This window comes from Gottfriedia sp. NPDC057991, from assembly GCF_042886615.1.
Lineage (GTDB): Bacteria > Bacillota > Bacilli > Bacillales > Bacillaceae_G > Gottfriedia.
The window spans coordinates 558106-584373 of record NZ_JBHVQN010000001.1 but is presented as its reverse complement, the minus strand read 5'-3'; the positions used below and the strand labels follow the sequence as shown (position 1 = coordinate 584373).

The 26268-nt window shown below is 31.9% G+C and carries 31 protein-coding genes; 8 read left to right on the top strand and 23 right to left on the bottom strand.

Annotated elements, in window-relative coordinates; genetic code table 11:
- Positions 1 to 100 precede the first annotated feature (100 nt).
- Complete coding sequence (locus ACFVR2_RS02805; RefSeq protein WP_387358724.1) at positions 101 to 1318, bottom strand: MFS transporter; 1218 nt, start codon at positions 1316 to 1318, stop codon at positions 101 to 103.
- 354 nt (positions 1319 to 1672) lie between these two features.
- Positions 1673 to 2284 carry a sterol desaturase family protein gene (locus ACFVR2_RS02800; RefSeq protein ID WP_387358722.1) on the bottom strand — a complete coding sequence of 204 codons (612 nt, stop codon included), beginning with the start codon at positions 2282 to 2284 and terminating at the stop codon, positions 1673 to 1675.
- Positions 2285 to 2456: 172 nt separating this feature from the next.
- Here ACFVR2_RS02800 and ACFVR2_RS02795 point away from each other — a divergent pair, with 172 nt between their 5' ends.
- Positions 2457 to 2768: a hypothetical protein gene (locus ACFVR2_RS02795; protein WP_098233197.1), complete on the top strand. Its 312-nt coding sequence runs from the start codon at positions 2457 to 2459 to the stop codon at positions 2766 to 2768.
- Positions 2769 to 2798: 30 nt separating this feature from the next.
- Here the strand turns inward: ACFVR2_RS02795 and ACFVR2_RS02790 are convergent, their stop codons facing one another.
- Together ACFVR2_RS02790 and ACFVR2_RS02785 are read right to left on the bottom strand one after the other, a co-directional pair.
- On the bottom strand, positions 2799 to 3266 hold the full coding sequence (locus ACFVR2_RS02790; protein ID WP_387358720.1) for an RDD family protein: 468 nt from the start codon (positions 3264 to 3266) through the stop codon (positions 2799 to 2801).
- A gap of 395 nt (positions 3267 to 3661) precedes the next feature.
- The gene (locus ACFVR2_RS02785) at positions 3662 to 4501 is read right to left on the bottom strand and encodes an SAM hydrolase/SAM-dependent halogenase family protein (protein ID WP_387358718.1); all 840 of its coding nucleotides are present in this window, start codon (positions 4499 to 4501) and stop codon (positions 3662 to 3664) included.
- A gap of 888 nt (positions 4502 to 5389) precedes the next feature.
- Here ACFVR2_RS02785 and ACFVR2_RS02780 point away from each other — a divergent pair.
- Positions 5390 to 5824, top strand: coding sequence for a hypothetical protein (locus ACFVR2_RS02780; protein WP_387358716.1), 435 nt, complete (start codon positions 5390 to 5392; stop codon positions 5822 to 5824).
- 88 nt (positions 5825 to 5912) lie between these two features.
- Here the strand turns inward: ACFVR2_RS02780 and ACFVR2_RS02775 are convergent, their stop codons facing one another.
- The 10 genes from ACFVR2_RS02775 to ACFVR2_RS02730 form a co-directional block, all read right to left on the bottom strand.
- Entirely contained in the window at positions 5913 to 6092 is a 180-nt protein-coding gene (locus tag ACFVR2_RS02775; protein ID WP_129688397.1) for a tudor domain-containing protein, read from the bottom strand.
- A gap of 5 nt (positions 6093 to 6097) precedes the next feature.
- Positions 6098 to 6394: a ferredoxin family protein gene (locus ACFVR2_RS02770; protein ID WP_025568180.1), complete on the bottom strand. Its 297-nt coding sequence runs from the start codon at positions 6392 to 6394 to the stop codon at positions 6098 to 6100.
- Positions 6395 to 7690 (bottom strand): FAD-dependent oxidoreductase, encoded by a 1296-nt coding sequence (locus ACFVR2_RS02765; RefSeq protein ID WP_387358714.1) that lies wholly within the window; start codon positions 7688 to 7690, stop codon positions 6395 to 6397.
- Positions 7674 to 8714, bottom strand: a complete 1041-nt coding sequence (locus ACFVR2_RS02760) for an electron transfer flavoprotein subunit alpha/FixB family protein (RefSeq protein WP_098428894.1) — start codon at positions 8712 to 8714, stop codon at positions 7674 to 7676. Before ACFVR2_RS02760 ends, ACFVR2_RS02765 begins: the two co-directional genes overlap by 17 nt.
- Entirely contained in the window at positions 8715 to 9542 is an 828-nt protein-coding gene (locus ACFVR2_RS02755) for an electron transfer flavoprotein subunit beta/FixA family protein (protein WP_387358712.1), read from the bottom strand.
- Positions 9543 to 9842: 300 nt separating this feature from the next.
- Complete coding sequence (locus ACFVR2_RS02750; RefSeq protein ID WP_387358710.1) at positions 9843 to 10697, bottom strand: VOC family protein; 855 nt, start codon at positions 10695 to 10697, stop codon at positions 9843 to 9845.
- Positions 10694 to 11053: a DoxX family protein gene (locus tag ACFVR2_RS02745; protein WP_387358708.1), complete on the bottom strand. Its 360-nt coding sequence runs from the start codon at positions 11051 to 11053 to the stop codon at positions 10694 to 10696. The genes ACFVR2_RS02750 and ACFVR2_RS02745 overlap by 4 nt, the downstream gene beginning before the upstream one ends.
- A gap of 301 nt (positions 11054 to 11354) precedes the next feature.
- Positions 11355 to 11678, bottom strand: coding sequence for a hypothetical protein (locus tag ACFVR2_RS02740; protein WP_387358706.1), 324 nt, complete (start codon positions 11676 to 11678; stop codon positions 11355 to 11357).
- A 280-nt stretch (positions 11679 to 11958) separates the two neighbouring features.
- Positions 11959 to 12408 (bottom strand): RrF2 family transcriptional regulator, encoded by a 450-nt coding sequence (locus ACFVR2_RS02735; RefSeq protein WP_025568186.1) that lies wholly within the window; start codon positions 12406 to 12408, stop codon positions 11959 to 11961.
- Between the two features lie 170 nt (positions 12409 to 12578).
- Entirely contained in the window at positions 12579 to 12782 is a 204-nt protein-coding gene (locus tag ACFVR2_RS02730; RefSeq protein ID WP_056474875.1) for an alpha/beta-type small acid-soluble spore protein, read from the bottom strand.
- 296 nt (positions 12783 to 13078) lie between these two features.
- Here ACFVR2_RS02730 and ACFVR2_RS02725 point away from each other — a divergent pair, with 296 nt between their 5' ends.
- Positions 13079 to 14116 (top strand): LLM class flavin-dependent oxidoreductase, encoded by a 1038-nt coding sequence (locus ACFVR2_RS02725; protein WP_387358704.1) that lies wholly within the window; start codon positions 13079 to 13081, stop codon positions 14114 to 14116.
- Positions 14117 to 14166: 50 nt separating this feature from the next.
- Here ACFVR2_RS02725 and ACFVR2_RS02720 read toward each other — a convergent pair whose 3' ends face one another.
- From ACFVR2_RS02720 to cdaS, 3 genes are all read right to left on the bottom strand, one after another.
- Positions 14167 to 14628: an SRPBCC family protein gene (locus ACFVR2_RS02720; RefSeq protein ID WP_387358702.1), complete on the bottom strand. Its 462-nt coding sequence runs from the start codon at positions 14626 to 14628 to the stop codon at positions 14167 to 14169.
- Between the two features lie 189 nt (positions 14629 to 14817).
- A complete protein-coding gene (locus ACFVR2_RS02715) occupies positions 14818 to 15246 on the bottom strand; it encodes a DUF4395 domain-containing protein (RefSeq protein WP_387358700.1) in 429 nt (142 codons plus the stop codon).
- Between the two features lie 140 nt (positions 15247 to 15386).
- Positions 15387 to 16013, bottom strand: a complete 627-nt coding sequence (gene cdaS, locus ACFVR2_RS02710; RefSeq protein ID WP_387358698.1) for a sporulation-specific diadenylate cyclase CdaS — start codon at positions 16011 to 16013, stop codon at positions 15387 to 15389.
- 516 nt (positions 16014 to 16529) lie between these two features.
- Here cdaS and ACFVR2_RS02705 point away from each other — a divergent pair.
- A complete protein-coding gene (locus tag ACFVR2_RS02705) occupies positions 16530 to 16850 on the top strand; it encodes a hypothetical protein (RefSeq protein WP_387358696.1) in 321 nt (106 codons plus the stop codon).
- Between the two features lie 245 nt (positions 16851 to 17095).
- Here ACFVR2_RS02705 and ACFVR2_RS02700 read toward each other — a convergent pair whose 3' ends face one another.
- Both ACFVR2_RS02700 and nagZ read right to left on the bottom strand, forming a co-directional pair.
- The gene (locus tag ACFVR2_RS02700) at positions 17096 to 17332 is read right to left on the bottom strand and encodes a hypothetical protein (RefSeq protein ID WP_387358694.1); all 237 of its coding nucleotides are present in this window, start codon (positions 17330 to 17332) and stop codon (positions 17096 to 17098) included.
- Between the two features lie 104 nt (positions 17333 to 17436).
- Positions 17437 to 19080 carry a beta-N-acetylhexosaminidase gene (gene nagZ, locus ACFVR2_RS02695; protein ID WP_387358693.1) on the bottom strand — a complete coding sequence of 548 codons (1644 nt, stop codon included), beginning with the start codon at positions 19078 to 19080 and terminating at the stop codon, positions 17437 to 17439.
- A gap of 188 nt (positions 19081 to 19268) precedes the next feature.
- On the opposite strand from nagZ, the gene ACFVR2_RS02690 reads away from it, so the two are divergent.
- Both ACFVR2_RS02690 and ACFVR2_RS02685 read left to right on the top strand, forming a co-directional pair.
- Positions 19269 to 20186, top strand: coding sequence for an alpha/beta hydrolase (locus tag ACFVR2_RS02690; protein ID WP_387358691.1), 918 nt, complete (start codon positions 19269 to 19271; stop codon positions 20184 to 20186).
- A gap of 189 nt (positions 20187 to 20375) precedes the next feature.
- Complete coding sequence (locus ACFVR2_RS02685; RefSeq protein ID WP_387358689.1) at positions 20376 to 21338, top strand: hypothetical protein; 963 nt, start codon at positions 20376 to 20378, stop codon at positions 21336 to 21338.
- Here ACFVR2_RS02685 and ACFVR2_RS02680 read toward each other — a convergent pair.
- From ACFVR2_RS02680 to ACFVR2_RS02665, 4 genes are all read right to left on the bottom strand, one after another.
- Positions 21325 to 21552 carry a hypothetical protein gene (locus tag ACFVR2_RS02680; protein ID WP_387358687.1) on the bottom strand — a complete coding sequence of 76 codons (228 nt, stop codon included), beginning with the start codon at positions 21550 to 21552 and terminating at the stop codon, positions 21325 to 21327. The genes ACFVR2_RS02685 and ACFVR2_RS02680 overlap by 14 nt on opposite strands.
- 72 nt (positions 21553 to 21624) lie before the next feature.
- Positions 21625 to 21912: a hypothetical protein gene (locus ACFVR2_RS02675; RefSeq protein WP_387358685.1), complete on the bottom strand. Its 288-nt coding sequence runs from the start codon at positions 21910 to 21912 to the stop codon at positions 21625 to 21627.
- Positions 21913 to 22066: 154 nt separating this feature from the next.
- The gene (locus ACFVR2_RS02670; RefSeq protein WP_387358683.1) at positions 22067 to 23254 is read right to left on the bottom strand and encodes a helix-turn-helix domain-containing protein; all 1188 of its coding nucleotides are present in this window, start codon (positions 23252 to 23254) and stop codon (positions 22067 to 22069) included.
- Between the two features lie 287 nt (positions 23255 to 23541).
- Positions 23542 to 24108 (bottom strand): DUF1643 domain-containing protein, encoded by a 567-nt coding sequence (locus tag ACFVR2_RS02665; protein ID WP_387358681.1) that lies wholly within the window; start codon positions 24106 to 24108, stop codon positions 23542 to 23544.
- A gap of 217 nt (positions 24109 to 24325) precedes the next feature.
- Between ACFVR2_RS02665 and ACFVR2_RS02660 the strand changes: the two genes are divergently transcribed.
- Positions 24326 to 25114, top strand: a complete 789-nt coding sequence (locus tag ACFVR2_RS02660) for an HAD family hydrolase (protein ID WP_387358679.1) — start codon at positions 24326 to 24328, stop codon at positions 25112 to 25114.
- A 525-nt stretch (positions 25115 to 25639) separates the two neighbouring features.
- Complete coding sequence (locus ACFVR2_RS02655; protein ID WP_387358677.1) at positions 25640 to 26203, top strand: hypothetical protein; 564 nt, start codon at positions 25640 to 25642, stop codon at positions 26201 to 26203.
- The last annotated feature ends 65 nt before the right edge of the window (positions 26204 to 26268 follow it).

Below are 26268 nucleotides of genomic sequence, written 5' to 3'. Positions count from 1 at the left end.
TTTTAAAGACACTGAAATATCAGCATTCATTATTATTTGTTTTTTAATTTTAATTATGTGAATCGATTTAATAACTATAAAAAAATTCAAAGCATCAAATTTAAATAGATGCATTTGAATTTTTTTTGACTGTTTTATGATTGTCTTTTACTTTAAGCATCATGAAGAATGAAACTGTAATAAAGAAAAAACCGTACAAGAACATGAATTTGAATCCAATTTGATCCATAATTGCACCTAATAATGGTGGTGAGATAATATTAGCAATCGATGAAAATAAATAATATAAACCTGTGAAAGTTCCAATAAATCCAATCGGTGCCATCTCAGCTAAAAAAGGATATGAATTAATGTTTACTAATGCCCAAAAACATCCCATGACCAAAAAGACTATTCGAATGTATAATAAATCCTTTAAGAAAAATAAGACAATAAACCCAATCATGATTCCAAATATCCCAATTAATATGCTGCGTTTCTTACCAATTTTTGTTCCAATGAACCCGGCAGGAATTGCAAAGATTAAAAATGCTAATGATATGAAAGCAAATGAAAATGCCGCTGCACTAACTTTTACCCCTAAATAAACTTCTCCATAACGTGTAAAAAAGGTTTCAATTCCATTAAATCCCGTGAACCAACTCAGAATTGCTAACAATAGAAATAATGCACTTTTATTCTGAATGGCTGAACGGAAACCCTCTCTTAATTGTACCTTTTCTTCGGCATGCTCATAATTAAGAACATCTCTTTTTTCTCTAATAAAGAAAAAAAGAATTAGAAAGCTAAATAACATTAAAAATCCTGCCAAGTAAAAAGGAAATCCTTTATTTAGATCCCACAAAATTGAACCAATAAAGAATGCAATTAAAGCACCAATTCCCCCCATAAAATTAATGACGCTATTCGCCTTACTTCTTTGTTCAACTCTTGTTAAATCAGGCATAAGTGCTATAACTGGAGAACGGAAAATACTCATACTTAAATTCATAAACACAATAAAAAAGATTAACATAAAAAGTGTTTTATGCACTGGAATTAAAAAGGTAAATAATGCTGCAAGAGGCATACCGACCATTAGAAATGGTATTCTTCTACCAAATCGTGTATCTAAACGATCACTATACATTCCAACGGCAGGTTGTAAAAATAACGCAAAATAATTATCAAACGTCATAATAAATCCGATTAAAGCAGATGACTTTATATAATCGCTTAAAAGTTTTGGCATAAAAGCATTATAGACGGACCAAGTAAGACTGATTGCAAAAAATCCAAATCCTAAGAGCATAATTTTTTTGTAATTTAGTTTAGTCATTTGAATTTCTCTTTTCTTTTATCTGTCTAAAAACATTTTCTAATTGAGTTCGATCCAATGACACAATCATCCCCCCCCTTATTCTCAGTATAGTAGGCCATCCAATCAAATATTTACCGTTTTTTCAATTTTAATAAAATATTAATTTTTTAGTAAAAGTTCATTAAAATAGACTGATTCATAAAAAAAAGGTGTTTTAAACCGACAAAAAAACCTAGCGTAAACACTAGGCATTTTCTTTAATCATTTTAATAATATAAAACGTACAACCTGCAATAATGCCGTAACAACCACCAATTAAAAAAGATAATAAGTAAATCATTATTCCTCCAAGATAACTCTTTTATTTGCAGTTTACATTCTTTCTTCTAAGGCTTTCGCGGTATTACTTGTTACTACTTCCTTCTCATCCTTCAACGTACCAAAAATCCCATCAAAAATAGGTGTTGATACGCCATACCAAAAGTTTTCATTTTTAAAATGATGCAGAATATGCAGCTTTTTAATATGTCGTCCTACTTTCGTTATTGGTTTAATTGGCCTGTGAGCTACATAATGCTTCCATTCGTACACTAGTAACATTAAAACTAAACCTGAACCAAATGCGATCGTTTGTATTAGATCTCTAGATATCAAAAAATAAATGATACAAAGTGACCCTAAATTCGGAATGCTGTACCATATCGGTAAAAATAACAATTTCAAATCATCTGGATACGTATGATGATCATAATGAATTCTTTTCATAAATTTAAGAAATAGTTTATTTTTTGGTGCCTTTATGTGGAAAATGAAACGATGAGTTATATACTCACTAAACATAAAAAAGATTATTCCTATAATGAAAATTAAGACAGTAAGCCACGAAAAATGAAATCCTATACTATAAATAATTCCAACTAAAAAAAGCACCCCCATCACAATAATATCGAAATGAAGAAAAAATTCTCGATATAATCCCTTCATAAATTCCCCCCTTATCCATCCATAAATTATCTTAATATCAAATTTATATTTCAATATTATTTATGAAATTCCTTTTTAAGGTCTATTCCAGCTGATTATTAATTTTGAATAAAGCACTGGTCGGTGAAGATAATAAAAATGATAACCAAAAATACGTAAAAGGGAGATCTTTATGGAAAAAAGGAGATATTATGTATCCGTTCAAGCAAAAACAATTGTTCCAAATCAAGGGGACGCACCTTATGAGTTAGAAATCGATGCTACAATCGATGAAAAACATAGACTCGAAAGAATTTTCCATCAGATTGACAGTTATGATGAAGCAGCAGGTATTCAAACTGCTTTCATCATTCCAATTACAAATTGGAGCCAAGAAAACAACGATGGATATGATTATTTTTTAAAACAAGCCTATGCGATGATTTATGAATTAGGTACTGAAGAAACACGTGCCCATATACGCCAGATGAAGATTTTAAAATAAAAAGAAAGCTCAGAGAGCTTTCTTTTTATTTTAAACATCAATTACTTTTGTATTTGCAATTAAATCATGTAGAGTTCTTCGATCTGCAGAAAAAATGAAAAACGGATCAACAAATGCAACAAAACCTACAACTAACGAAAAATATGGTATTTTAATGTATCCTAAAACGAAAAAAATTTCTCTTATAAACATCGTCTTTAAATTTACTTCCTGATCATCGTTCTTAACGATTGCAATATTTAACCAACGCTTTCCTAATGTTTGCCCTTTCCAAACAAATGTAGGGATCAAAATATAAAATATAATGACACTAACAATGGATAGTAGAGAAGTCCAAATATCAAATTTATCTACTCTAGTAGGATTAAAGAATGTTGAAAACTTTGTCATCCCAGTAATAATAGAAATGGCAAAAATAAAAAGAAAACTTATAAATCCATCAACCAATATTGCTAATAACCTACTTGATCTACTTGCTAATTTAGAATATGATTCCAATAAAATCTCCACCTTTAGTTTCTAAGCTGTCCTTAACGACAGTTTAAATTATATCTTGAAGTAAAGGCCAATTATAGTAAAGAAAAATACCATTGTCTGTGAATAATTTGTGAAAACGTTCACTAAAATTTTACTTTTAATTTAACAAATCCCCTAAATAAACGAAATTTAATAGAATCAAAAATGATTTTTTCGTGAAACACTTCACATAAACTTATAAATTCTACTTCGAAAGTTCCAATTTCGCGATTAAAATTCACAACAAAAAAAGAAGCCCACTTAAATATAAGTAAACTTCTAAGTTAAAATTCAATTGAAAAATTACTAAAATTTAGGAATAAGGAAAATTAACTCTTTTTCTACTAACCCCAAATATTTGATACTCTTAAGCTTTCCTATTTACTATTAAGTGTTATTTCCCATTCGATCCCTGTATCAATTCCGTATTCATCAGTAAACGAGCCCTGATTTACAGCAACTGCCATTTGATCTAGACTGTTTGCATATAAGATTGGTTCTCCAATTGCTACATCAGCAAATGATTTTCCATATTTTACGGCTTGTTTGTATACTTTTCTTCCTTGGTATGTAATTAGTACTTCGACAAAGTCCCCATGTGAAACGCCTTGTTTGAGAAAATCTGTTCGACCAATATTCGTCCAAATACTACCATAACGAACATCAAGTATATCAATTGTTCCTGTTATCGAATTGTTTTCACTATGGCATTCTTTACTTGGTAATTTTATGTAAGAATTTGAATCTACCTCTGGACCAATATTTTCGAAGTCGATTATTCCTGAAGCTAATCTTGCACCTGTAAAAGCAAATATGTCTCTTCCATGGAAAGTATAAGATTCACTTGAATTTGGTAGTCTATTAATTTCTTCGTCAATAACTCTTAATTGGTTGATCCCATAAATTTTGCCAACATGTGTTAATGTTCCGTTATCAGGTGTTATAATGAAGTGATTCGTATTTGTGCGAGCCACTATACTTCTACGATCCGAGCCTACACCTGGGTCTACAACTGAAACAAATACTGTTCCAACTGGCCAGTAATTCATTGTTTGTACAAGTCGGTAAGAAGCTTCCCAAATATTGTATTGAGGTATATCATGGGTCAAGTCGTAAATCTTTATATCTTGATTTACATTACAAGAAACACCATACATAGCGCTAACTGCTCCATCTAGTAATCCAAAATCTGACTGAAACACTAATGCATTTCCCATCTAAGCACCCCTAATTATTTGAATATTTAAAATTAAATATAAATTCAATCTATTATTTAGTCAATGATATTATTCGTATTTTATTAATGAATTTAATTATACGTTTGAATTTATTCATTCATATCGTTCGAATTGTATAGTTTAGGTAAATTTTAATTCTTTTAACCTTAATGTTCGTTTCAACGTTTCCCTTAGACTTCAAAATAAAAAAGATATAGTCGTTAGATCCTATATCTATTAATAACATTAGTATTTAAATGTTATAAGTATATAGTTTTGGAATGCTGATATATCTACATTTATTACTACTATTAATGTCCCCTAGATTTGTATAATAATGTATTCTAAATCAAATAACTGGAGGACAATTTGGGGAACTTTTTATTTTAAGTGGACAGGCTTAATTAAAAATTTATCTAAAGACTTCTATATTAATAGGAGTCTTCCTTTTAAATGTTAGAGCTCATATTAGTGGGCTATTTTTTCTAGAAGAAAGTTTATTTTATTCTTTTGAAATCGGATTAGTAGGTATACATCATTTTTATCTACTGGTCTGATTTAGTTATTAACAGGGGGAATGTGACTTCCGCTAGTAAATTATTAATACCGAAAGTAATTAACTATTAGGTCTATTGGAGTTATTTTTTTTATGAAAATTTTACTATTTGTCCAAAAGATCCTGTACTGTTTATCCCTCCCATTTTTAATTTTTAAACAATAACAACTAAAGTTCTAAAAATAAATTGTTACATACAGGAAAATAGCACTCATTATTTCATTTTATGGAACACTCCTATACTTTAGTAATGGTTTACTTCACTTCAAAAAGGTAATTTAGTCCTCTATAACGAATATTTATTATGTGGCGAAATATAGGGAGGCAATCTATTGTACACGTTTATTGAATTTTTATGTCTTATAGGAATCCTATTTTTTATTATATTGGGGATTATCTCATTCTTTAAAATGAACGGAAAGTCTATAAAAAATTTTATTATTGCTGGGGCCTTATTTGTATTATTTATTTTTACCTCTTTTACAGATCCTTCAAATGAAGCAGAATATAAAGAAGCAACAGAAAATGACACAAGTACTAAACCAACCAAGATGGTTAATAAAACTGAACAGCCTAAACTAGAAACTAGTCAAAAAGAAAAACCAAAATTATCAAAACCTAAAAACAGTGATAACTTAAATAAATCCTGTAAGACTAATGTAGCATGTAAACCAAAATCTGAAAAAGCACCTATCATAGAAACTAAAAAAGGGAAAATAGAAATAGGAACATTTAGAATTGTTTTTATGGTATACGGGTTATTGTGATGCTCTAATATGTAACTGGGGGCTATATGTGAGGTTATAGTTACCTCCAATATAGCCCCCATATTTTATAGGTTATTTTAAAGGTGAATTATTTTGGAGTGAAGAGTTGAATTAATTCTGTGCAACTAATTTTCCTTAGTAGATCGAAACTTGCCCAACTACAAACACGATCCTCCCAAGCTACTAAGCAATGATTATCTTTAGTTTCCATAACCGTTCCCACAGCACCATCTAAGCTAAACATAACATAGTTGCCTATCGAGAACATTCCGATCACCCCAATCTAAATATAATTCCGTGCCCACCTTTCGGATATTCCCATTTAATATTTTGATGAGGACAGCCTATTCTACAGCTTCCACATTCATGACATCCCTCGTATCCAACATGCATTCGAATATTTTCCCATTTATAAACTTCTGCTGGACAAAATATCGTACAGATTTTATCGGGACATTTTGTCATACAAATATCGGAATCTAGTACAGTTAAGTGCGATTTTGTATCGGCATTAAAACGAACGAGATACTGCTTTTCTTCGATTGTACTTTCTTTTTTTGTCTCACTCATTTATTTCATCACCTTCCATGCTTTGTATACATCTTTCGCAAGCTTAAGTTTAGCCTTTGCTCCTCCTAAATTACTCATAATATTTTTTTGTTTTTCCCATTTAGATTTACCATCTACTGTAAACATTTGGCTGGCAGATTTATTTAATAGTGGAATATATTGCTCGAAATATTGAGGGAATTTTTCAAAATGATGTGTTGCATCTTTATATTTTTTCAAATCCTGTCCTACGAAGCTATTTAGTAATTTATCAGCATACGGTTTTAAAGCAACATCAGAGTAGTTATCAATCGCTTTTGCTTCGATAATGGTCTCTGCTGCTAATCTTCCAGATGTCATTGCCATATTTGAACCTTCACGATGAATTGCGTTTACTAACTGTGCTGCATCACCAATTACCAATACTCCGTTTCCTACCAATTTAGGAATCGATTTGTACCCACCTTCAGGAATTAAATGAGCAAGGTATTCTTGTGGTTCGCTTCCTTGAATATACGGTCTAATCATCGGATGATTCTTAACATATTCAAGTAAATCATACGGTTTCAATTTTTTTTCAATCATTCCTGATAATAATGTACCGACCCCAATACTAAGAGAATCTTTATTTGTATATAAAAATCCTGTGCCAACTATGCCCTTTGTCGCATCTCCAAATAGCTCGATTGCTACCCCTTGGTTACCTTCAAGACCAAATCGATCTTGAATTATTTTACTATCCAGCTTTAAAATTTCCATTGTAGCCAAAGCAACTTCATCTGGTCTCCATTCTTTATGGAAACCTAAAGATTTTCCTAATAGTGAATTTACGCCATCAGCCAGAACTACCACATCGGCATATAAATCACCATCTGGTCGATCCGTCCTTACCCCAACTACCATATCGTTTTCAACAATACACTCGAGAACAACTGTTTCATTGATTAATAATGCACCTTGTTCTACTGCTTTTTGAGCAAACCATTGATCAAACTTTGAGCGCAGAACAGTAAAATTATTATAAGGTTCTTCAGCAAATTCAAGACCTTTATATCCAAAGGTTGTAGCGGATTGTTTATCAAGCATCATAACTCGTTGCTCTACAATCACTCGCTCAATTGGTGCATCCTTCCAAAATTCAGGTATAACGTCCTCCATCATTTTACGATACAATACGCCACCCATAACATTTTTCGAACCAGGATACTCTCCTCTTTCGATAAGGACAACATTAACACCATTTTTTGCGAGTTCGTATGCACATGAAATTCCTGCTGGGCCTGCTCCAACGACAATTACATCAAATTTTTCCGGCATGATCGTGATTTTCCTCCTTTAAAGAAAAACTTTCTTGGAATTGGTTAATCAGCATTGGTACAATTTCAAATGCGTCTCCTACGATGCCGTAATGACAAGATTGAAAAATTGCCGCATTCGGATCTTTATTTATCGCAATAATGAGACCTGAATTTTGCATCCCAACAATATGTTGTATTGCGCCAGATATCCCAATTGCAAAATAAATTTTTGGTGTAACCGTTAAGCCAGTCTGACCAACTTGATGATGATGTTCAACCCAGCCAGCTTCAACTACATCACGACTTGCTCCAACAGCCGCTCCAATCGATTCAGCAAACATATGAATCAACTGAAATCCGTCTTTACTACCTAATCCTTTGCCGCCCGCTACGATGATATCTGCTTCATCAATGCGAACCTTCTTAGTTGTTGCACGTACAATCTCTAATACTTTTGTACGAATATCTTCTTCTTTTAAATCAATTTCCTCTTCGATCACAACTCCCTCAGCGCCAGGAATAGGAGCGAGCGCTTTCATTACCTTTGGACGAACTGTAGCCATTTGAGGTCTATATTTCTTACAAAGAATAGTTGCCATTATATTTCCACCAAAAGCAGGTCGACTAGCTAATAATAGCCCAGTATCTTCTTCAACATCTAATACCGTTGTATCGGCTGTTAAACCTGTAGGTAAGTCAGTTGCAACAGCACTTGCTAAATCCTTCCCTTTAGAAGTTGCACCATATAATAAGATTTCGGGCTTATATTTGTTACAACATTCAAGTACTGCTTTCATATAAGATTCAGTTCGGTAATCCTTAAAAATTGGGTCATCATATACATAAACGATGTCAGCACCGTATTCAAATAACGTAGGAGCTAACGATTTCACATTTTCTCCAATTAATAATCCTGCTAATTCGCAACCACGTTTTTCTGCTAATTCTTTACCAGCTCCAAGCAATTCAAGTGACACAGGTGCTATGACTTTATCGTTTTCTTCAATAAACACCCAAATACCTTTGTACTCTGAGAAATCCATTTATACCCCTCCTTTCACTTCAAATAACTCTTTCTTCTCATTTAAAATCTTCATCAGTTCATTTACTTTTTCTAATGAAGTTCCTTCAAAAACCGTTCCACCTTTAGCCTTTGGCGGAGCCCATACTTTCGATACAATTGTTGGTGAACCTTTTAAACCTAGTTGTTTAATATCAATATCTTCTAAATCCTTCACGGCCCATATTGTCGGGTTATACCTTGCAGCTTTTATCATATTTGTAAGTGATGAATACGGAACTTCATTTATTTCCTTCTCAACTGCAAATAAACAAGGTAAACTCGTTTTAATCACTTCATGGCCATCTTCTATTTTTCGATGAACAATTGCATATCCATCATCTTTATTAATTTCTTGAACCTTCTTAACTGATGTTAACGGTGGTATATCTAAACGACGTGCTATACCTGGTCCAACTTGTCCAGTATCACCGTCAATTGTCATCTTTCCACAAATGATTAAATCAATCGCTTGAATTTGTCCTATTTTCTCAATCGCCTTCGTCAAAGCATAGCTTGTCGCTAACGTATCTGCCCCAGCAAATGCACGGTCTGAAATCATATACCCTTCATCTGCACCGATTTCAATACATTTTCTTATGGCTTTTACAGCAGGTGGTGGCCCCATGGTAATAACCGAAACTGTTCCACCATATATATTCTTAATTCGAACAGCTTCCTCTACAGCATGAGCATCATACGGATTTAATATTGCTGGAGCGCTTGCACGGTCCATCGTATTCGTTTTAGGATTCATCTTAATGATCTTCGTATCTGGCACTTGTTTTATACAAACCACAATATGTAACACTTTTTCACTCTCCCTTTTTCTTCCCGTCTCCCATAGTTAGTAAATGTACATGTTGTTCAAATATATTATTTTTATTGAAAAAATATGATAGAATGCAACTAAAAAATGAGAAACGAAAAAAAGAGACATTCACAACATAGTAGTTGAAAATGTCTCTTTAGACTGCCCGCCAAACGCTCGATTTCTTCGTTGCTTCGCCTGTTGAGCGGTGCTCATAACCGTCTAGGGTAACTTCGCGCCTTGAAAGACAAGCGCTTGCAATCAGTCTGATACTCAAATTTTTTGTATATTTGTTTTTCATTAACCAACTAATAGTTGGATTGTTATGCCTGAAGGGTCCTTTGTGAATGTAACACCGTTTTCTTCAAAAACAAAAGCTCCCATATTCTTTAAACGGTTTACTACCACCGATTTTTCTTCCTCACTTGGATATAACAATGTAAAATTCTTTAACCCTGCACTGCTATCAGAAGGTGCAACTCCTCCTGCACTATGCCAAGTATTTAAACCGATGTGATGATGATAACGTCCAGTTGAAATAAATAATGCCTGGCTTCCATATTTCGTTACAACATCAAATCCAAGCCCCTCACAATAAAACTTCTCTGTGCTATTTAAATCAGAAACTTGTAAATGGATATGACCCATAATTGTTCCTGTTGGTAGACCAGTAAAAGCTTCACCCTCAGCAAGTGCTAAAAGCCCCTCTACATCTAATCGTTTACTATCCATAACGACATACTCATTATGCCATTGCCAATTCTCTGATGGACGATCTGCATAAATTTCGATACCATTCATATCTGGGTCCGCTAAATAGATCGCTTCACTAACTAAATGATCCGAACCACCTTGAAGTGGATTTCTAGTTTCAATCAGATGCTTAAGCACGATACCCAAATCTTTTCGAGTAGGTACTAATAACGCAAAATGATATAATCCTGTATTTTGCTCATTTCTAGGTGTAACATTGTCTGGTTGCACTAATTTAATTAATACATTTACCCCATCCGCTGTTAAACTAGCATTTGTAGTTGAATGTTCCAAAACTTTCAAACCAATAACCTCTTGATAAAACGCTAATGAACGCTCTAAATTTACAACTTTTAATTCAACCGTTGGAGCATAAACTTTCGGCTTTTGATGAAAATTCATTTTAATTTACCTCCTCTTGAAAATAATACAATTAATGTTAACACTAACAGAATGAATGGAGCCATTGCAACACTCATACCTTGACCCGCATGTAAATGAGTAAATACAGCACCTACCATAATAATTGCTAATCCAACTGAAGCAAGCTTACCTAATATCAACTTCCAATAACCAACTAATAAACCAATTGCACCTAACACCTCAAATGAACCAATCGTATACATCATCTCTTTTGAATAACCATATACCTCTTTAAAATCATGTAACATCTGAGTATTGCCACTTAATTTCACAAATCCAGACAGTAGAAATGCAATAATTAAAATCCCTTGAATAATTCGAGTAAACCATTTCATTTAAAAATCTCTCCCTTTTGTTGTTTGTTTTTTACTGAATTTATATTAAGTACAGTTAATTTTAGAGTTTTTTACTGTTCTCGATTCAGAAACAGTAATACTTAAAAAAATAGTGTGGTTGATATTAGTTGGTTACTTTTTGTAAGTGAATTTGATTTAAGTACAGTATATGCGATAACTGTTCTCATTTCAAGTGCATTTTTTGATTTTTGTTTAACCATGTACTCAAAGCTAAAATTTTGAGGCTTGTTAAACTCGCGATTTGAAGAAAGAAGCTTGTCAAAAAATTACTGTATCACTATTAGTTATTAATACCTCCTGTTTCCAGTTTCTTGTTTAAAATCATATAATCATTTCTGCTAAAAGAAATCGTTACTCTATCTAATCGATCTCCATTTGGATATAAAATTAATTGTTGATTAAACTTTATACCTAAGGGTACAACTGTTTGAACAATAAGATTTAATATTTTAAAGCTTTCTATATCTACTCCTTCTTTCAAATGATTTTTAACATGGATAATTACGAAATCATCAATGTTATCAAATCTAGGTTTTCGCGGAGAGATATTATTAGCTTTACAAAGCCCTTTTAATAAATTTTGAAAATAATCACTTTGATTCAAATAAAACACTTCACATTTATTCATAAATTAAGTCCAATCGATCATGAATCTGAACAAAATCACTTCAATTGCAAAAATTTGATATTTTCTCACGTAAATTATACTCTTTAATGTTTTATTTGCGATTTCGCTATTTTTATTTGTGATTCTCAAAATTTATTTGCGATGTCACTTTTTTTCTCTAAATTTTATTGCGATTCCAAATGTATTTGTGCTAGCCTTCAAAAAGTCCTCTATCCCCAACAAATAAAAATATCGTACATCCAAATGTACGATATTTTCAAAGTGATTCGATCGTTTTATGACTGGCACGTCTTACAAAATCCGCCAAAGTATAGTTACATAAAAAGCCAAGTAAGTGTTCTTCTGCTTCAATTGCAAAGTCTGAAAATACATTGTTCATTACACGTCCACTAGTACAGTCAGATGTGGATTCAATTAGTGCGGTTGATAGAGGTTCTGTCATTTGTAGTGCAATGTAGACTTGTTTTAAGGTAATTTCCTCAGGTGACTTAGCTAATAAATAGCCGCCATCTCGTCCTTCTCTTGCTTCTACTATTTTTTCTTTTACGAGGGGAGCCATGATTCTTCTCATAAATGAAACACCTGATCTAATATGTTTTGCGATTGCTTTACTTGGTGTAACCCCTTCTGTTGTTGCTAGTAAAACTAATGCCTGAATAGCAAATCCGAACCACTTAGGTGTAACGGAATTTTTACAACTTGACATATTTTATCACCATCCAGTGATATTATTATCCCCCGTTTTTGTATCCCTTGCAAGTATATAGTAGTTTTTAGTTTCGTTTAATGAAAGTAGATAACGTTTACTGGATGGTTAAAGTTTTTTTAGACAATAAAAAAAGGATAGAAAGTTTGCTTTCCATCCTCATTTTTTATTTAACGAGCATATCCGCCTAGGCTTTGTTCTGCCATTTGAACTAGACGCTTCGTAATTTCTCCACCAACTGAACCGTTAGCGCGTGAAGTTGTGTCTGGTCCTAAGTGCACTCCAAATTCAGAAGCTATTTCGAACTTCATTTGCTCAATTGCTGAATTTGCATTTGGTGAAGCATATTGATTTGAAGATCTTCTGTTTGCCATGTTGTCGACTCCTTTGTCTTTTGGATGCTCTGATGTTGTTTATCAGATTAAAGATAGTATGATTCTAAAAATTTATTCTATACATTTATTTACAATTTTTTTTCTTTTTACCAAAAGTACTTCTTGTTACCATATGAAGTTTTCTTGTATAAATATTTCCAAGTTCAAAAACTTGTATTATGTCTTTAGATTTTCTATAATCTTAGCATACTGTATATAATTAAAACACAGTTTATCAAATGAAAACGTCTCGTTATTTCCATATATTGAAAAATGTTTTTTAGGAGGAAAATTTTATGATGAATAATCGTTTCCAAGATAAAGTTGCTAAGAATTTAAGTGAAATACCTTTATCTGTATTAGACTTAGCACCGGTTGTTGAAGGAAGCACCCCTGCTGATGCTTTTAAAAATAGTCTTGATTTAGCACAGCATGCTGAAAAATGGGGATATCACCGTTACTGGTTTGCCGAGCATCATAATATGCCTGCAGTTGCAAGTTCAGCTACTTCAGTTGTAATTGGACATATTGCAAGTGGAACATCAACGATTCGAGTTGGCTCTGGAGGAATCATGTTACCAAATCATGCTCCATTAGTCATAGCAGAACAATTCGGTACATTAGAATCACTACATCCAGGTCGTGTTGATCTCGGATTAGGTCGTGCCCCTGGTAGTGATATGTCAACAACGAGAGCGTTACGTAGAGATTTACGCAGCCATGAAGACTTCCCTGCTCAATTAGAGGAATTACGTAATTACTTTAATCCGCCAGGTGGATTAGGCAGTTTAACGGTTCAAGCTGTGCCTGGTAAAGGTTTAAATATACCAATTTGGCTACTAGGATCAAGTGGCTTTAGTGCTCAGTTAGCTGCTGAATTAGGTTTACCATTTGCATTTGCAGCACACTTCGCACCAGACTATACAGTTCAAGCAATGCAGTTGTATCACAATAACTTTAAACCATCTGAAGTTTTAGATGAACCATATGCGATGATTGGCTTAAATGTTGTCGTTGCTAACACAGATCAAGAAGCAAAAAGACTTTTCACTACACAGCAACAATCATTTTTAAACTTAGTTCGAGGTGGTAAACCAGCTCTTTTAAAACCACCAGTTGACGATATGGATGAAATTTGGAGTCCATATGAAAAAGAAACACTTGAAAATCAAATGAAACTATCTGCTATTGGTACAATCGAAACCGTTACTGAAAAGCTACAAACAGTTTTAAATATGACAAAAGCTGATGAGATTATGGTAAATGGTTCTGTTTTCGATCATGCGGCGCGTTTATATTCATATGAATTATTAAGTAAAGTATCAAAAAAATAATAAAAAGGAGAGTATTAGATGCTCTCCTTTTTGTTTTATATAAGCTCCTATTAATCTTGCGCCTTTAAAGCTTCTTGTTCGACTCTTTGTAAAAAATCATGTACTGCCTTTAAATTATTCCCCTTTGGATTAGCTAGCTTTAACATAGCTCGTCCAATAAAATTTACTCCTGCATTCGTGCCTTCATAAATAAATTTTGTATGTGTATCGTCGATTTTTTCTAATATAAATGTCAGATTCGTTTCAAATGCATTTGCTAAAACAAAATGGATTTGCTTTTTTTTATATGATTCAGTATCCTCGTATGCTAAAGTTTCAACGATATAAGATTCTACACGCTTACCTTCTCTATAACTTTGCTGATGCTTTGCACCTACTTCGTTTTCATTTTTATCAATTAAATTATGTTCTTCAACTTTTGGCATTATTTTCTTAATATTTTTATCTAAAAATAGACTCCATATTTTTCCGATATTTTCATTTATAACAATGTCTTCTTTCCATTTAATCATTATTTTTATTCGTCCTTCCTGAAGCAATAAGTTTATTTATTTCGTTTAATTTTAAAGTCGTTTAAGTTTCTTTAAAAACCTTGGAGAACACCACAATCTCAAATACTATATCTATTATACAGAAATATGTTTTCATATCATAAAAAAAGCCCTCTCATTTAATGAGAAGACTCTGTTTTTTCGTTTAATTTACCTTAAGCTTTTTCTGTATTTATATTGGTTCCATTGAAAATGAATATAGCATCCAATGCAAAATCCATTGATTGCGATAAACGAAGCTAATGCGACCATAATTGAAAACACATAAAATAATACGTTCCAACCAACTAATGCACCAATAAATGCTAGAAATAAGCAGGTTACTGCAATTGTTTGATTAAAATTTTGTTGTCCTTTATCCTCTTGCGGATAGCTCGATGGTTTCTTTTTTAAAAAACGTTTAGCAAATTTTATGATTGGATGGAAATCAAAAAGTAATCCACTAAGTCCACTAATTAAAGGAATAAGTAGTAGCCAGTACTGAGCAGTGATCCAAGTTAATATAACAGAAATAAAGATCGTCCATTGATTTGTACGAACTAAAGGTAATGGAATTGTATTTATTTTTGGATTAGTCATACCAAAAACCAACCTTTCATATCGGAATAATTAAGTATAATCATAATATGATTTCAAAAACAATACAATCCATAAAATCTGAGAAAAATAAAATTATTATAAAAACAAAAAAAAAAACGATCTAAATGATCGTTTCAGTTTTAATTAATAGGTGCCCCATATTTAACAGGATATAAGCTTCCTTTAAAAGCGAAAGATATATTTCCTGTTTCTTCTGATACAACTAGAGCAAGTGCATCGCTTTGTTCTGAAATTCCAACTGCTGCTCGGTGCCTTGTTCCAAGTTTTTTATTATCGTATGTAATTTTAGATAGTGGAAGTACATTACCTGCTGAAATGATCATGTTATTTTCAACCAGTACTGCTCCGTCATGTAACGGGCTACCTGGATAAAAAATTGATTCTAATAATGCTGGAGATAGTTTTGCACTGACGTGAATCCCTGAACTCATCAATTCTTCAAGTGAGTCGTCTCTTTTAACTACAATTAATCCGCCATGTTTACGTTTTGATAAGTGTTGAACTGTAATTGCCAATTCATCAAAGATATCAGTATACGGAGATAGATATGAATTTAAATAAAATGAGGCTGCATCCATTTGTAAATTATTAAAGACGCTATGGATATTTTCAAATTCAGTTAATATGCCACATCCTTTATTTTCAATCCTTCCAATCATGCCTTCGATTTTCATATTAAGTTGAGTTAGTGTTTTTGTTATATTTTTTCTTACAGTGGGATTTAATTGAGACTCGAATTCTTCCATTTCAATTTTTCATCTCGCTTTCGAACCGAATTACCTCCACTTAAGTTTCCCAAATGTCGCTATGTTATACCAATCATTACCAATCCTTGGTTTTGAATCAATAACGATTGATGGTTCGTAACGAACTGAATTGATTATCTTGCTGCCCATGCTTCTATTTCTATTTTAATGTCTGGATTTGCAAAAGCTGATACATAAGCATAAGTTGTTGCAGGTGGGTTACCAGAATGAAATTGGCTCCAACAGTCTAGAAAGAATTGACGATCGATTTTCTCCGTTAGCCAAAAGTTTAGTTTAAAAAGATTATTAAGCTCGACTTTCTCACTCTCAAAAGATGTTTTTTATATTCTCAAGTGCATTGACAAATTGACTTTCGATATCATTTGGAAATACTCCGTTTTTGTCGTTTCCTACAGATTGTGGAAAATACAAAAAATTTAAGGCGTATAAATTTTGGAATAGTTCAACTATTAGTTATTTATACATGATATTATGAAAATGAAAGGTGGTGATATTGTGGTATGGTTTATTGTAATTGTAATTATAATAATTGGTATAATACTTAAAATGAATAGCACTTCTAGCCATAACGAAGAAAAACATTCTCCTGAAGAAATCATAGAAATTGCAGAATTCGAACTGAAATTTAGGTCAGAATTTGCAAAAAATAAAATGTTACTAAAGAGTGGTAAGATAACAGATAGACAATCAATGAAATGGTCAAAAAATTTATTGGAAGAACACAATGAAATTCAAAGAAGATACAATATAACAGAAGAAGAAATGTCTGAATACTATGAACTTGTATATTCTAAATCAAGCGTTTATCATAATTAAAATTATTTCAAATCCTTAGTAAAACTAGGGATTTTTTATAGTCCCTAAGTTCTGGACAAACTTGACCTGATCAAACTACTAGCTCTGCATGTCTTGGGACAATTGTGACATGACTATATTGGCCAACAGGTGCAGCAACAGATTCGGGGTTTACTTTTTTAATTTTCATTTTTATTTCCTCCTTTTTTCTTTCAAAAAACCTCAAATGTCTTAAACATTTGAGGTAGTCATTTTATGTATACATATTATCTTAATAATTCTATTACTCTAGCTAATCCTGTAGGTGTTATTGAAATATTAAATAATGAAGCATTTTCTTTTTGATCTATATCACTCTTAATCCAAGTTAAACCGTTTATAAATCCTTGCATTTCCAATTCAATTAATGCAGGTTCGACATCATCAATAGCTACTCCTACTTCATTATGAAGCCCTTTTTCAAAGTCTGGCTCTTTTTCTTGAAGTTCTTTAAAAATAGCCAATAGCATTAATCCTGCATCTGAAATCTTACTAGCCAGAAAGAACACCACCTTTTTAGACTATTTATTCGACAAAAGGTGGTAATTTCCTTTTTTTGGTATTTTTTCTATTTTTTTACTAATTCATTTGTTTTTTCAACGAGCTTTTGAAGATCCATCGGCTTTACTTGATTATTGTCTAGTTTATATTTTTGTTTTAGTAAAATGATTCGTTTTACACACTCGTTTATCCGTTCTTCTGAAATTGTTTTGTTTTTCACCGCTGTTTCAATTTCTTTATAAACAGCTTTTACTTTGTTAGGATCATGAGCAACCATAATGATATCACTTCCAGCTAAAATGGAAGTAATCGCTGCTTTTTCCAAATTATAATTTTTTCCAATTGCATCCATCGTCATATCATCCGTCATAACTACTCCATCGTAGTTTAAATCATTCCTTAACATTGATGTAATGACTTTTTTAGACATTGAAGCTGGATATTTAGGATCGATTTTTGGTAATAAAATATGTGCAATCATAACAGCATCTGCGTTTTGATTAATAGCGTCCTTAAACGGTATTAATTCTAACGATTTTAAATCAGTATACGATTTGTTTACAACAGGTAATTCTAAATGAGAATCAACCGAAGTATCACCATGGCCCGGAAAATGCTTTAGAACCGGAATGATTTTCTCTGATTGAATCCCTTTCATTGTTTGTATTCCTAATTTACTTACAGTTGCTGGATTATTACTAAATGAACGATCACCAATGACCGGATTTTTAGGATTACTATTTACATCTAAAACAGGTGCAAAGTCCATATTTAACCCAAAAGCTTGTAGCTGCTCTCCTAGTATTTGACCAATTTCATATGAGAACTGTCCATTATTTTTCTTTCCAATTATTTCATTTGACGGTATCTGACCAAGATTTCCTGGTAAACGTGATACCCTTCCGCCTTCTTGGTCAACTCCGAATAAGATTGGTAAATGATTATTTCGATTAGCAGCCTTTATTGAATTTACAAGTTTAACCGTTTGACTGTTATTCGTTAGATTTTCATTGTAAAAAATAAATCCACCAATATGATATTGTTCAACTAGTTCTTTTAAACTATTTGAGTAATTCGGCCCGTAAAAACCTGAGATAATCATTTGACCTATTTTTTCTTGAAGGGTCATCTCATTTAAAAGCTGATCTAGATTAGAGCCAGTACTAGGAATAAGCTGGTCAATCATTGCTACTGATGTATGATGCAAGGTTGGATTATTATTTTCACTTGTTGGTCTTGGTAAGATAAACTTCAGTTCAATGTGATTTGGCAGTTCATAAACTAAAATAATTTGATCAACTTGTTGATCTTTATAATATTTAATTTTACTTGGCTTTTTTAATTGTTTCATAATATCGTCATAGTGAACTTGTTGTAAATTAGAATCATATGATCTTACTTCATAAATTCGATTTTGATGATCATATCCTACAGCAAATCCCTGTTTTTGATAAGTTAAGAAAGTACCATTAGCAACCTCATCTTTTTGGGTAGATTCCCCAAACTGCTCCGTTAGATCTTTTAAGGAAGTCTTCCCTACTTCTATATTTTTTTGGTTTGGAATTTCTCCTTGTTTAGCGCTTGAGATTATATTATTTAAAACTTCTTCCGTTGAAAGTTGACTCGAATGATTAGTCTCCGTTTCAGTTTGATGATTTGTATTTTTATTTGGATTCGAATTTGATGAATCTTGGAAAACTTTATCTTTCACCGCAAAGTAAACACTTGTACAAACAATTAACAATAGTATTAATAAAATAACAGCTTTTTTGATAATATTCTCCTCCTAAAATATTATTTTCCCCTCTTTACTTACTTATATTTCCATTAGTTAAGTGGGCACCTTCTAACGAATAGGTGCATACGATGAGAAAGATTAACAAGGAGGGACTAATTAGCATGACCAGTAAAAAATCCCATGAAATGATTCAACCTATAAGCTACAGAAATCAAAATATGAATCCAAATCAGAATAATCCTTACTATGATTATCACCAATATTGGTATAACGAATATCAATCATATCCTATTCATCAACAGCATCATTCAATTGACCAATCTGACATTTTTTATCGTCAGCATGCTCAAAGCACTTTCGTTTTAGTTCACGGCTCATGGGTTGATCCATTCTTCTGGCACGGAATCACACGAGAACTACAAAAAATGGGACATATTGTTCACACACCACAGTTGCCTGGGCATGGTACAGATAAAGATAAAAATGTAAATCATGAGATGATTACAAACCAAGTAGTTCATTATATAACGTCTAATAAACTTAATAATATTATTTTGATAGGTCACAGTTTTGGTGGTACTGTCATTCAAAAAGTCGCCGAACAGCTTCACGACCGAATTAAACGATTAGTTTTTTGGAATGCTTTTGTTTTAAATGACGGTGAAAGCCTGACTGATCAATTTCCACCACAAGCCCAAAAATTCCTATTAGACTTAGCTGGGCAATCTTCTGATAATACAATTAAACTACCATTCCAATACTTCCGAGATCTATTTGTTAACTTGGCTGATTTACAAACGGCGCGGCAAATTTATAATGCGACAACACCTGAACCGGCAACTCCCCTTGTTGAAAAGCTAGATTTAAAAACGTTTTACCAATTATCTACACCGAGAAGCTTTATTAATTTACAAGAAGATACAGTAGTACCTGCAGGCGAAAATTCGGGTTGGTATCCTCATATAGCTAGTAGATTAGGAGTTTATCGTTTTATACAAGGAAGTGGCGATCATATGTCAACTGCAAAAATATACCCAAGAAGAATGGCACAGTTAATTGTAAATGCCTCTCGAGACTAAAAATAGATTTTACTAGTTTATGATTGTAACACTTAATTTATTTACCTTTAAGTGAAGTGAACTGGTATAACTTCATTTAAAGGTAATTTAAAACAGATTTAATCTTCTTAATATATATCTAATATTTTTGTAACATGTAATATACTAATAGTGTGAAAAATTTTAATAATATATTATTAGGAGAGCGAAATGAATAAATTTAAGAAAATCGCAACTATAGCAACTGCAACAACTCTATCAGCAGGTATTCTATTAGGTATGCTACCAACTGAAACCCAAGCTGCAACTAATACTAAAGTGGTCCAAGCTCAAAATGATTTAAAAAAACAAGTAAGCTCTTACATTAAAGTACTTAGCAACTTAAAAAGTGAAATCTATTATACAGATCAGGAAGTTTATGATTATTATAAAGAACTACAAACTGATGTAACTTTATTTAATAAATACGGATATACAGGAAAAGACGAACTAGCGAAAAAAACAGCGAGCTTTAAAACAAGAATTGATAAAGCGCGAAAAGACAATGCAGCAGTAGATATGAAAAAAGTAACAGCACAGTTTAATACATATATTAAAAAAGTAGATTCAAAGGGTGCCAAAACATACTTTACAACTCAAAAAAATAAATTGATGGCAATTAGAAATTACCAAAACCACACATATAATACGATTGATTCATATGTATACGATATCGAAGACCAAATTTATACTGAAAATGAAATTTATATTCGTAAAAAATTACCTGTTGAATATAAAAACTTTTTAACTGAAACTGACTTAGCAAAGCAGCATATTGATGGATTCAATAATAAAGAAGAAGAAATAATTAACTATGCATATGATGTTCTTAATATGGATTTCCCAACATACCATCAAATACAAACTGATGTTGAGAATATGATTGAGAAATATAATGATAATTATTATGATTATCCAGATGAGATTGATGAAAGAGATCAAGAGAAATTATATGATGCAATTGAAAAAAGAGATGATAAACTAGCTAAAACTGCTCTTGTTAATTCTACTGCAGCACTTAAAAAATTCAATGCAAAATATGATCAATTTGAAGTTGAGTACAACGCATATAAAACAAATCTAACAGTTAAATTCGCTAATAAAGTAAAAAAAGCGCCTGCTACACAACAATAAGATCAGCATCTAAATAAAAACAGTCCTTTGTCTGAAAATCATCTTTTCCAAAGGACTGTTTTTTATGCTTAACTTGATTTAATTTTTCTTGTTTCGTTTTTGTTCTACGCGTATTTAAATCTAACATCGCAAATGAACTTCTACTTAATTCTGGATTTCGTTTACCTTCTCTAACTAGTTTTTCTCTTAATTTTCTTGCTTTTGATTTGCTCATTCTTTCCACCTCTTCTAACTTTATTCTTTTATTATATACAAGCAATCAAAGTTTTCCACTAACACTTCGAATTTATTTTTTTGAAATTGGAATAAAGTGATTAAATAAACCGACCACTTTTATGTCCTTGTCTAAAGCCTTAACCTCGTAAACTGAAAAAAAGACATAATCTTTTTTAGTTGTAACCTTACTAATAAGTTTTTCCCCTAATAAGTCAATTCCAAAATCAATGTATTTATTTTTTGATTCCAATTTAAGCTGATCCTTTGCCCAAGTGACAAACTCTCCTTTTGATGGATTTGTTTGTGCAGAGATAATTAGACAGACTGCTAAAGCCCCGATTACAAGTAATTTTTTCATAAAGTCACCTTTTCATTATTTTTACTATTTATATGATAAAGGATATTACTGAATTGTCCAGAAAATATCCTCATTTATTAATAAAATGTCCAGAAAAAATAAAAAAGGGTCCTAATTGCGACCCCTGAAAGTAAGTACAAGTTCCGTTTGAAACCTATTTAATTACTGCACTCTTTACAATTTTTGAATCTAAAAATGGGATCACTGAAATAATCTCGTTAATGCCATGTTTTGATATAGCATCTACAGCAAGTTCATTAAGTAGGTCACCTTCAATAAAAGGACAGATCGGTGCTAATGACTTAATTCCATTTAATTCATAACTCTTTCTTGTGCATTCATTAATTATTTCATCACTTATAAATGGTGCCATCGATGCTAGTCCTTTTATACCATTTGTTTCAAACTCTTTTTTTGCACACTCATCGATTATTTCGTCACCGATAAATGCTGCCATTGATGTTATTTCTTTTATGCCATTTAGCTCAAACTCTTTCTTTGCACACTCATCGATGATCTCATCGCTAATAAATGGTGCCATCGATGCTAGTCCTTTTATACCATTTGTTTCAAACTCTTTCTTTGCACATTCATCAATGATCTCGTTACTGATAAATGGTGCCACCTGAGTTAATCCTTTTATACCACCCGTTTCAAACTCTTTCTTTGCGCAATCATTAATTACTTCTTCGCTGATAAATGGTGCCAAAGTTGTTAAAGCTTTTATACCATTCGTTTCAAACTCTTTCTTCGCTAATTTGTCAATTAATTCTGTACTAATAAACGGTGCAACCCGAGTTAATTCTTCAATCCCATTTGACTCAAACTCTTTCTTCGCGAATTCATCAATGACATCTTTACTAATATAAGGTGCCATGCGTGATAATTCTTTGATTCCATTCGAATTAAATTCTTTCTTTGCACATTCATCAATTATATCTTCACTAACAAATGGAGCAATTTCCGATGTATCAGTAATTGTAAGATCATTCTCAACGTTTTTAAAAACTAAGTCTGCTTGATCGATATTAAGAATCGGTGCAACATTTAAAAATTCTTCTTTTTCAACTTCTAACTCAATTGAAGAATCAGTAATATCCTTTTCAATTAAATTATTGATCAACTTAACACCTTTTTCGTTTCCTAAAATCTCATCAATGCTTACATTAAAAATCTCTGCAAGCTCAGGTAATTTAGAAATATCAGGCATTGTCTCTCCGCGTTCCCAGTTACTAATTGCTTGAAAGCTAACACCTAATTGGTCAGCTAGCTTCATCTGTGTAATCTTGTTTGCTTTTCTTAATTGAGCGATTTGTCTACCTACTTTTTTCATATCAAACATTACTATCACCTCTATTTAAAAGTTAATTTCATTGTATCTAGTTAATTGAATAGTTAAAATCAAGCGTTACTTGAATTGAGGAAAAATGGACTCAAGTAATACTTGAGTTTCTAGAAAGGCTGCCATTTTAGTAAAGTTTAGTATTTAAATTAAGATGTATCTTTCTGCCTTGAACTAAAACTAAATGCTCAATTTATTATAACAATTTTTATAAATATAAGTATTTGAATTTTCAAGTAATAAAAAAAACAACCCAAAATGAGTTGTCTTCAGAAATATCATTAAGATTACTCTTTTGTAGTCCATTCGTAAAGTGCTTCAAAATTTAATTTTTCTAACCAATGTCGTTCCGCTAAAATAACTGGGTGAATCAATATATCCTTCCGATTTGAGTCATCACAAAAATTAAATAATTTATCTTTATAAGGGTCTAGCAGGTCTAGAACTTCTTTTATTCGCCACTTAAATCGTTTGCTTGAACCCCAAGCTACTATAATAATGTCTGCGTTACTAATCGCTAATTTTATTGCTTCATCGTTATGTTCGCCAACTTCGCATTCTTTCCCTTTTAGCTTTGTTGAATCCGGTTCCATTAATGCAAAAAGATTTACTAGTTCTAGCGATCCGAAGTTACCTTTCTTATAATCTATAAAAAAGTTAAGACATCTCGCCAATATATAATCACTCTTTAGATGATCAGCTCGACAAGGATTAAGTAATACAAGCGTAGCTTTCTTTTTTGATTCATCCCAAGTTCTTGTAAGAGAATATCGCATTAATTTATTTTGTTTATCAAAGACCGCCTTCGAGTTAATTTGCATTGAATGACAGTTTACAAAATCCTCAAATGACATATACTCACTCTTTTCATCATTAATTAAAACAAAATCAACAAGTTATTATATTCCATTTAATCGTCATTTGTACTATATTATTAATCTAAAATAAATAATCATTAGATTGCATCTAAAAAAAAGTAAAATTTTAGTAGCTTTCTATTTACTAATTCATATTTTCCTAGTACGATAGTGGATAATTTATACAGTTCATATTTGGAAGGGGCAATTTTTTATGATTAAAGGAATCATATTTGATTTGGATGACACATTACTTTGGGATCAAAAAAGTGTTCAAGTTGCATTTGCAAATACATGTAAACTAGCTACAGAAAAATACGGTATTGATCCAACTGAATTTGAAAATGCCGTTCGTGACTCGGCTAGAAAGCTTTATGAATCATATGATACATACGAATTCACAAAATTAATTGGCATCAATCCATTCGAAGGACTATGGGGGAACTTTTTAGATGATCATGATCAATTTCCAAAAATGAGGGCGAATTCTCCTACCTATCGAAAAAATGCATGGACGCTTGGCTTAAAAGCATTTGGAATAGATGATCCAGAATTTGGTCATTTATTAGCCGAAACATTCCCTGAAGAACGAAAAGGAAACCCTTTTGTATACGATGAAACATTTAATGTGCTTGATCGATTAAATGGACAGTATAAACTACTCTTACTAACAAACGGCTCCCCTGATTTGCAACATACAAAGCTTTCAATTACACCAAAGATTAAAGAATACTTTGATCAAATACTAATTTCTGGAGACTTCGGAAAAGGTAAACCTGACCCAAGCATTTTTGAACATGCCTTATCATTAATGGAACTAGCAAAAGAAGAGGTCATTATGGTTGGAGATAATCTTATGACTGATATTTTAGGCTCAAGCAGAATTGGAATGAAAAACGTATGGATTAATAGGCATCATAAAGAACGAAATGAAGTTGTACCTACATATGAAATTACTCATTTAGAAGAGCTTTATCCGATAATTGATTCTTTGAATAAGTAGGTTTTGTTTAAAAATCTAGTGGTCCATTTTTATGGGGACTTGCTGGATTTTTTTTATTGATTTGGATATGGATTAAGTCGGAATTACACAAGCAAGTGCAATTAAATTCTCGGAATCGCAATTAAAATTGGCAAATCTGCAATTAAATTCACGGAATCGCAATTAAAAATTCTAGAAATGCAATTAAAAGTATGAAAAACGCAATTAAACTAGAAATATACCAATACTGCTATCCGTATATCGGGGTACTTTTCACCATAAACTGGTGCCTTTAAAGAATTTTTTTAGTCTAACCAGTCAATCCAGCAAAAAAATAAATCAAACATACAAATTCATATCGACATTGTTACATAAATATTACGATTTTGACTAGATATACCCCCTATTTATGTCAATGATCTGAAAAATCTTCCTTTTGAAAGACTGCTCGTCCTATAAATTTTTTTAACTAATGAAATTGGCCGTTTCGATGAGTAGGATTTGTTTCATAAAATGAAGTATTAAATTTATGGAGGTTAACGAATATTGTCGGAACAAAATGGAATTAGCATATCTAAAAGCACTTCACCGGAGAATAGAAGTTATATTTTAAAAAGAGCTAAGAAATTACTTGGTGAAAAGGTTTTTTTAGAGACATTTTTATTTAATTATAGAGGAAGATTAGTTTCAATTAATGAGGACCATTCATTAAATGTTATAATTTTGGCCTCTGATGAATTGTTTAGGCAAATTAGAATTGATTTAGGTTTGGTTATTGAGATTGGTAAATTATCTTGTAAAAGTGTTTCTTCAAGAAATGAAGATGGTGATTTTACAAGTGATGATTTATGGCGGGCGAAGAGACATTCTATAACGGTATCTGAAAGAACGTCTCCTCAAACACAAAAAAGGATTAATCGTCTTGCAAAAGAGTTTAAAGGTGAGGTAGTCATCGTAAAAACGCTAATTTATCATTATGTTGTTTGCATTAATAATCTACATGATTCATATATAACAGTCCACCAACTGATCGATTTTGACCCGCATTTTGCCATTGAGTTTAGGATTGATAAAAATATTATTTATGATATTGTTAATTTTCCAATTTAATTTTAGAGCTAAAATAAAAAGTACTTTCTAAGAAAAAAATAGAAAGTACTTTTTTTAAAAATCGA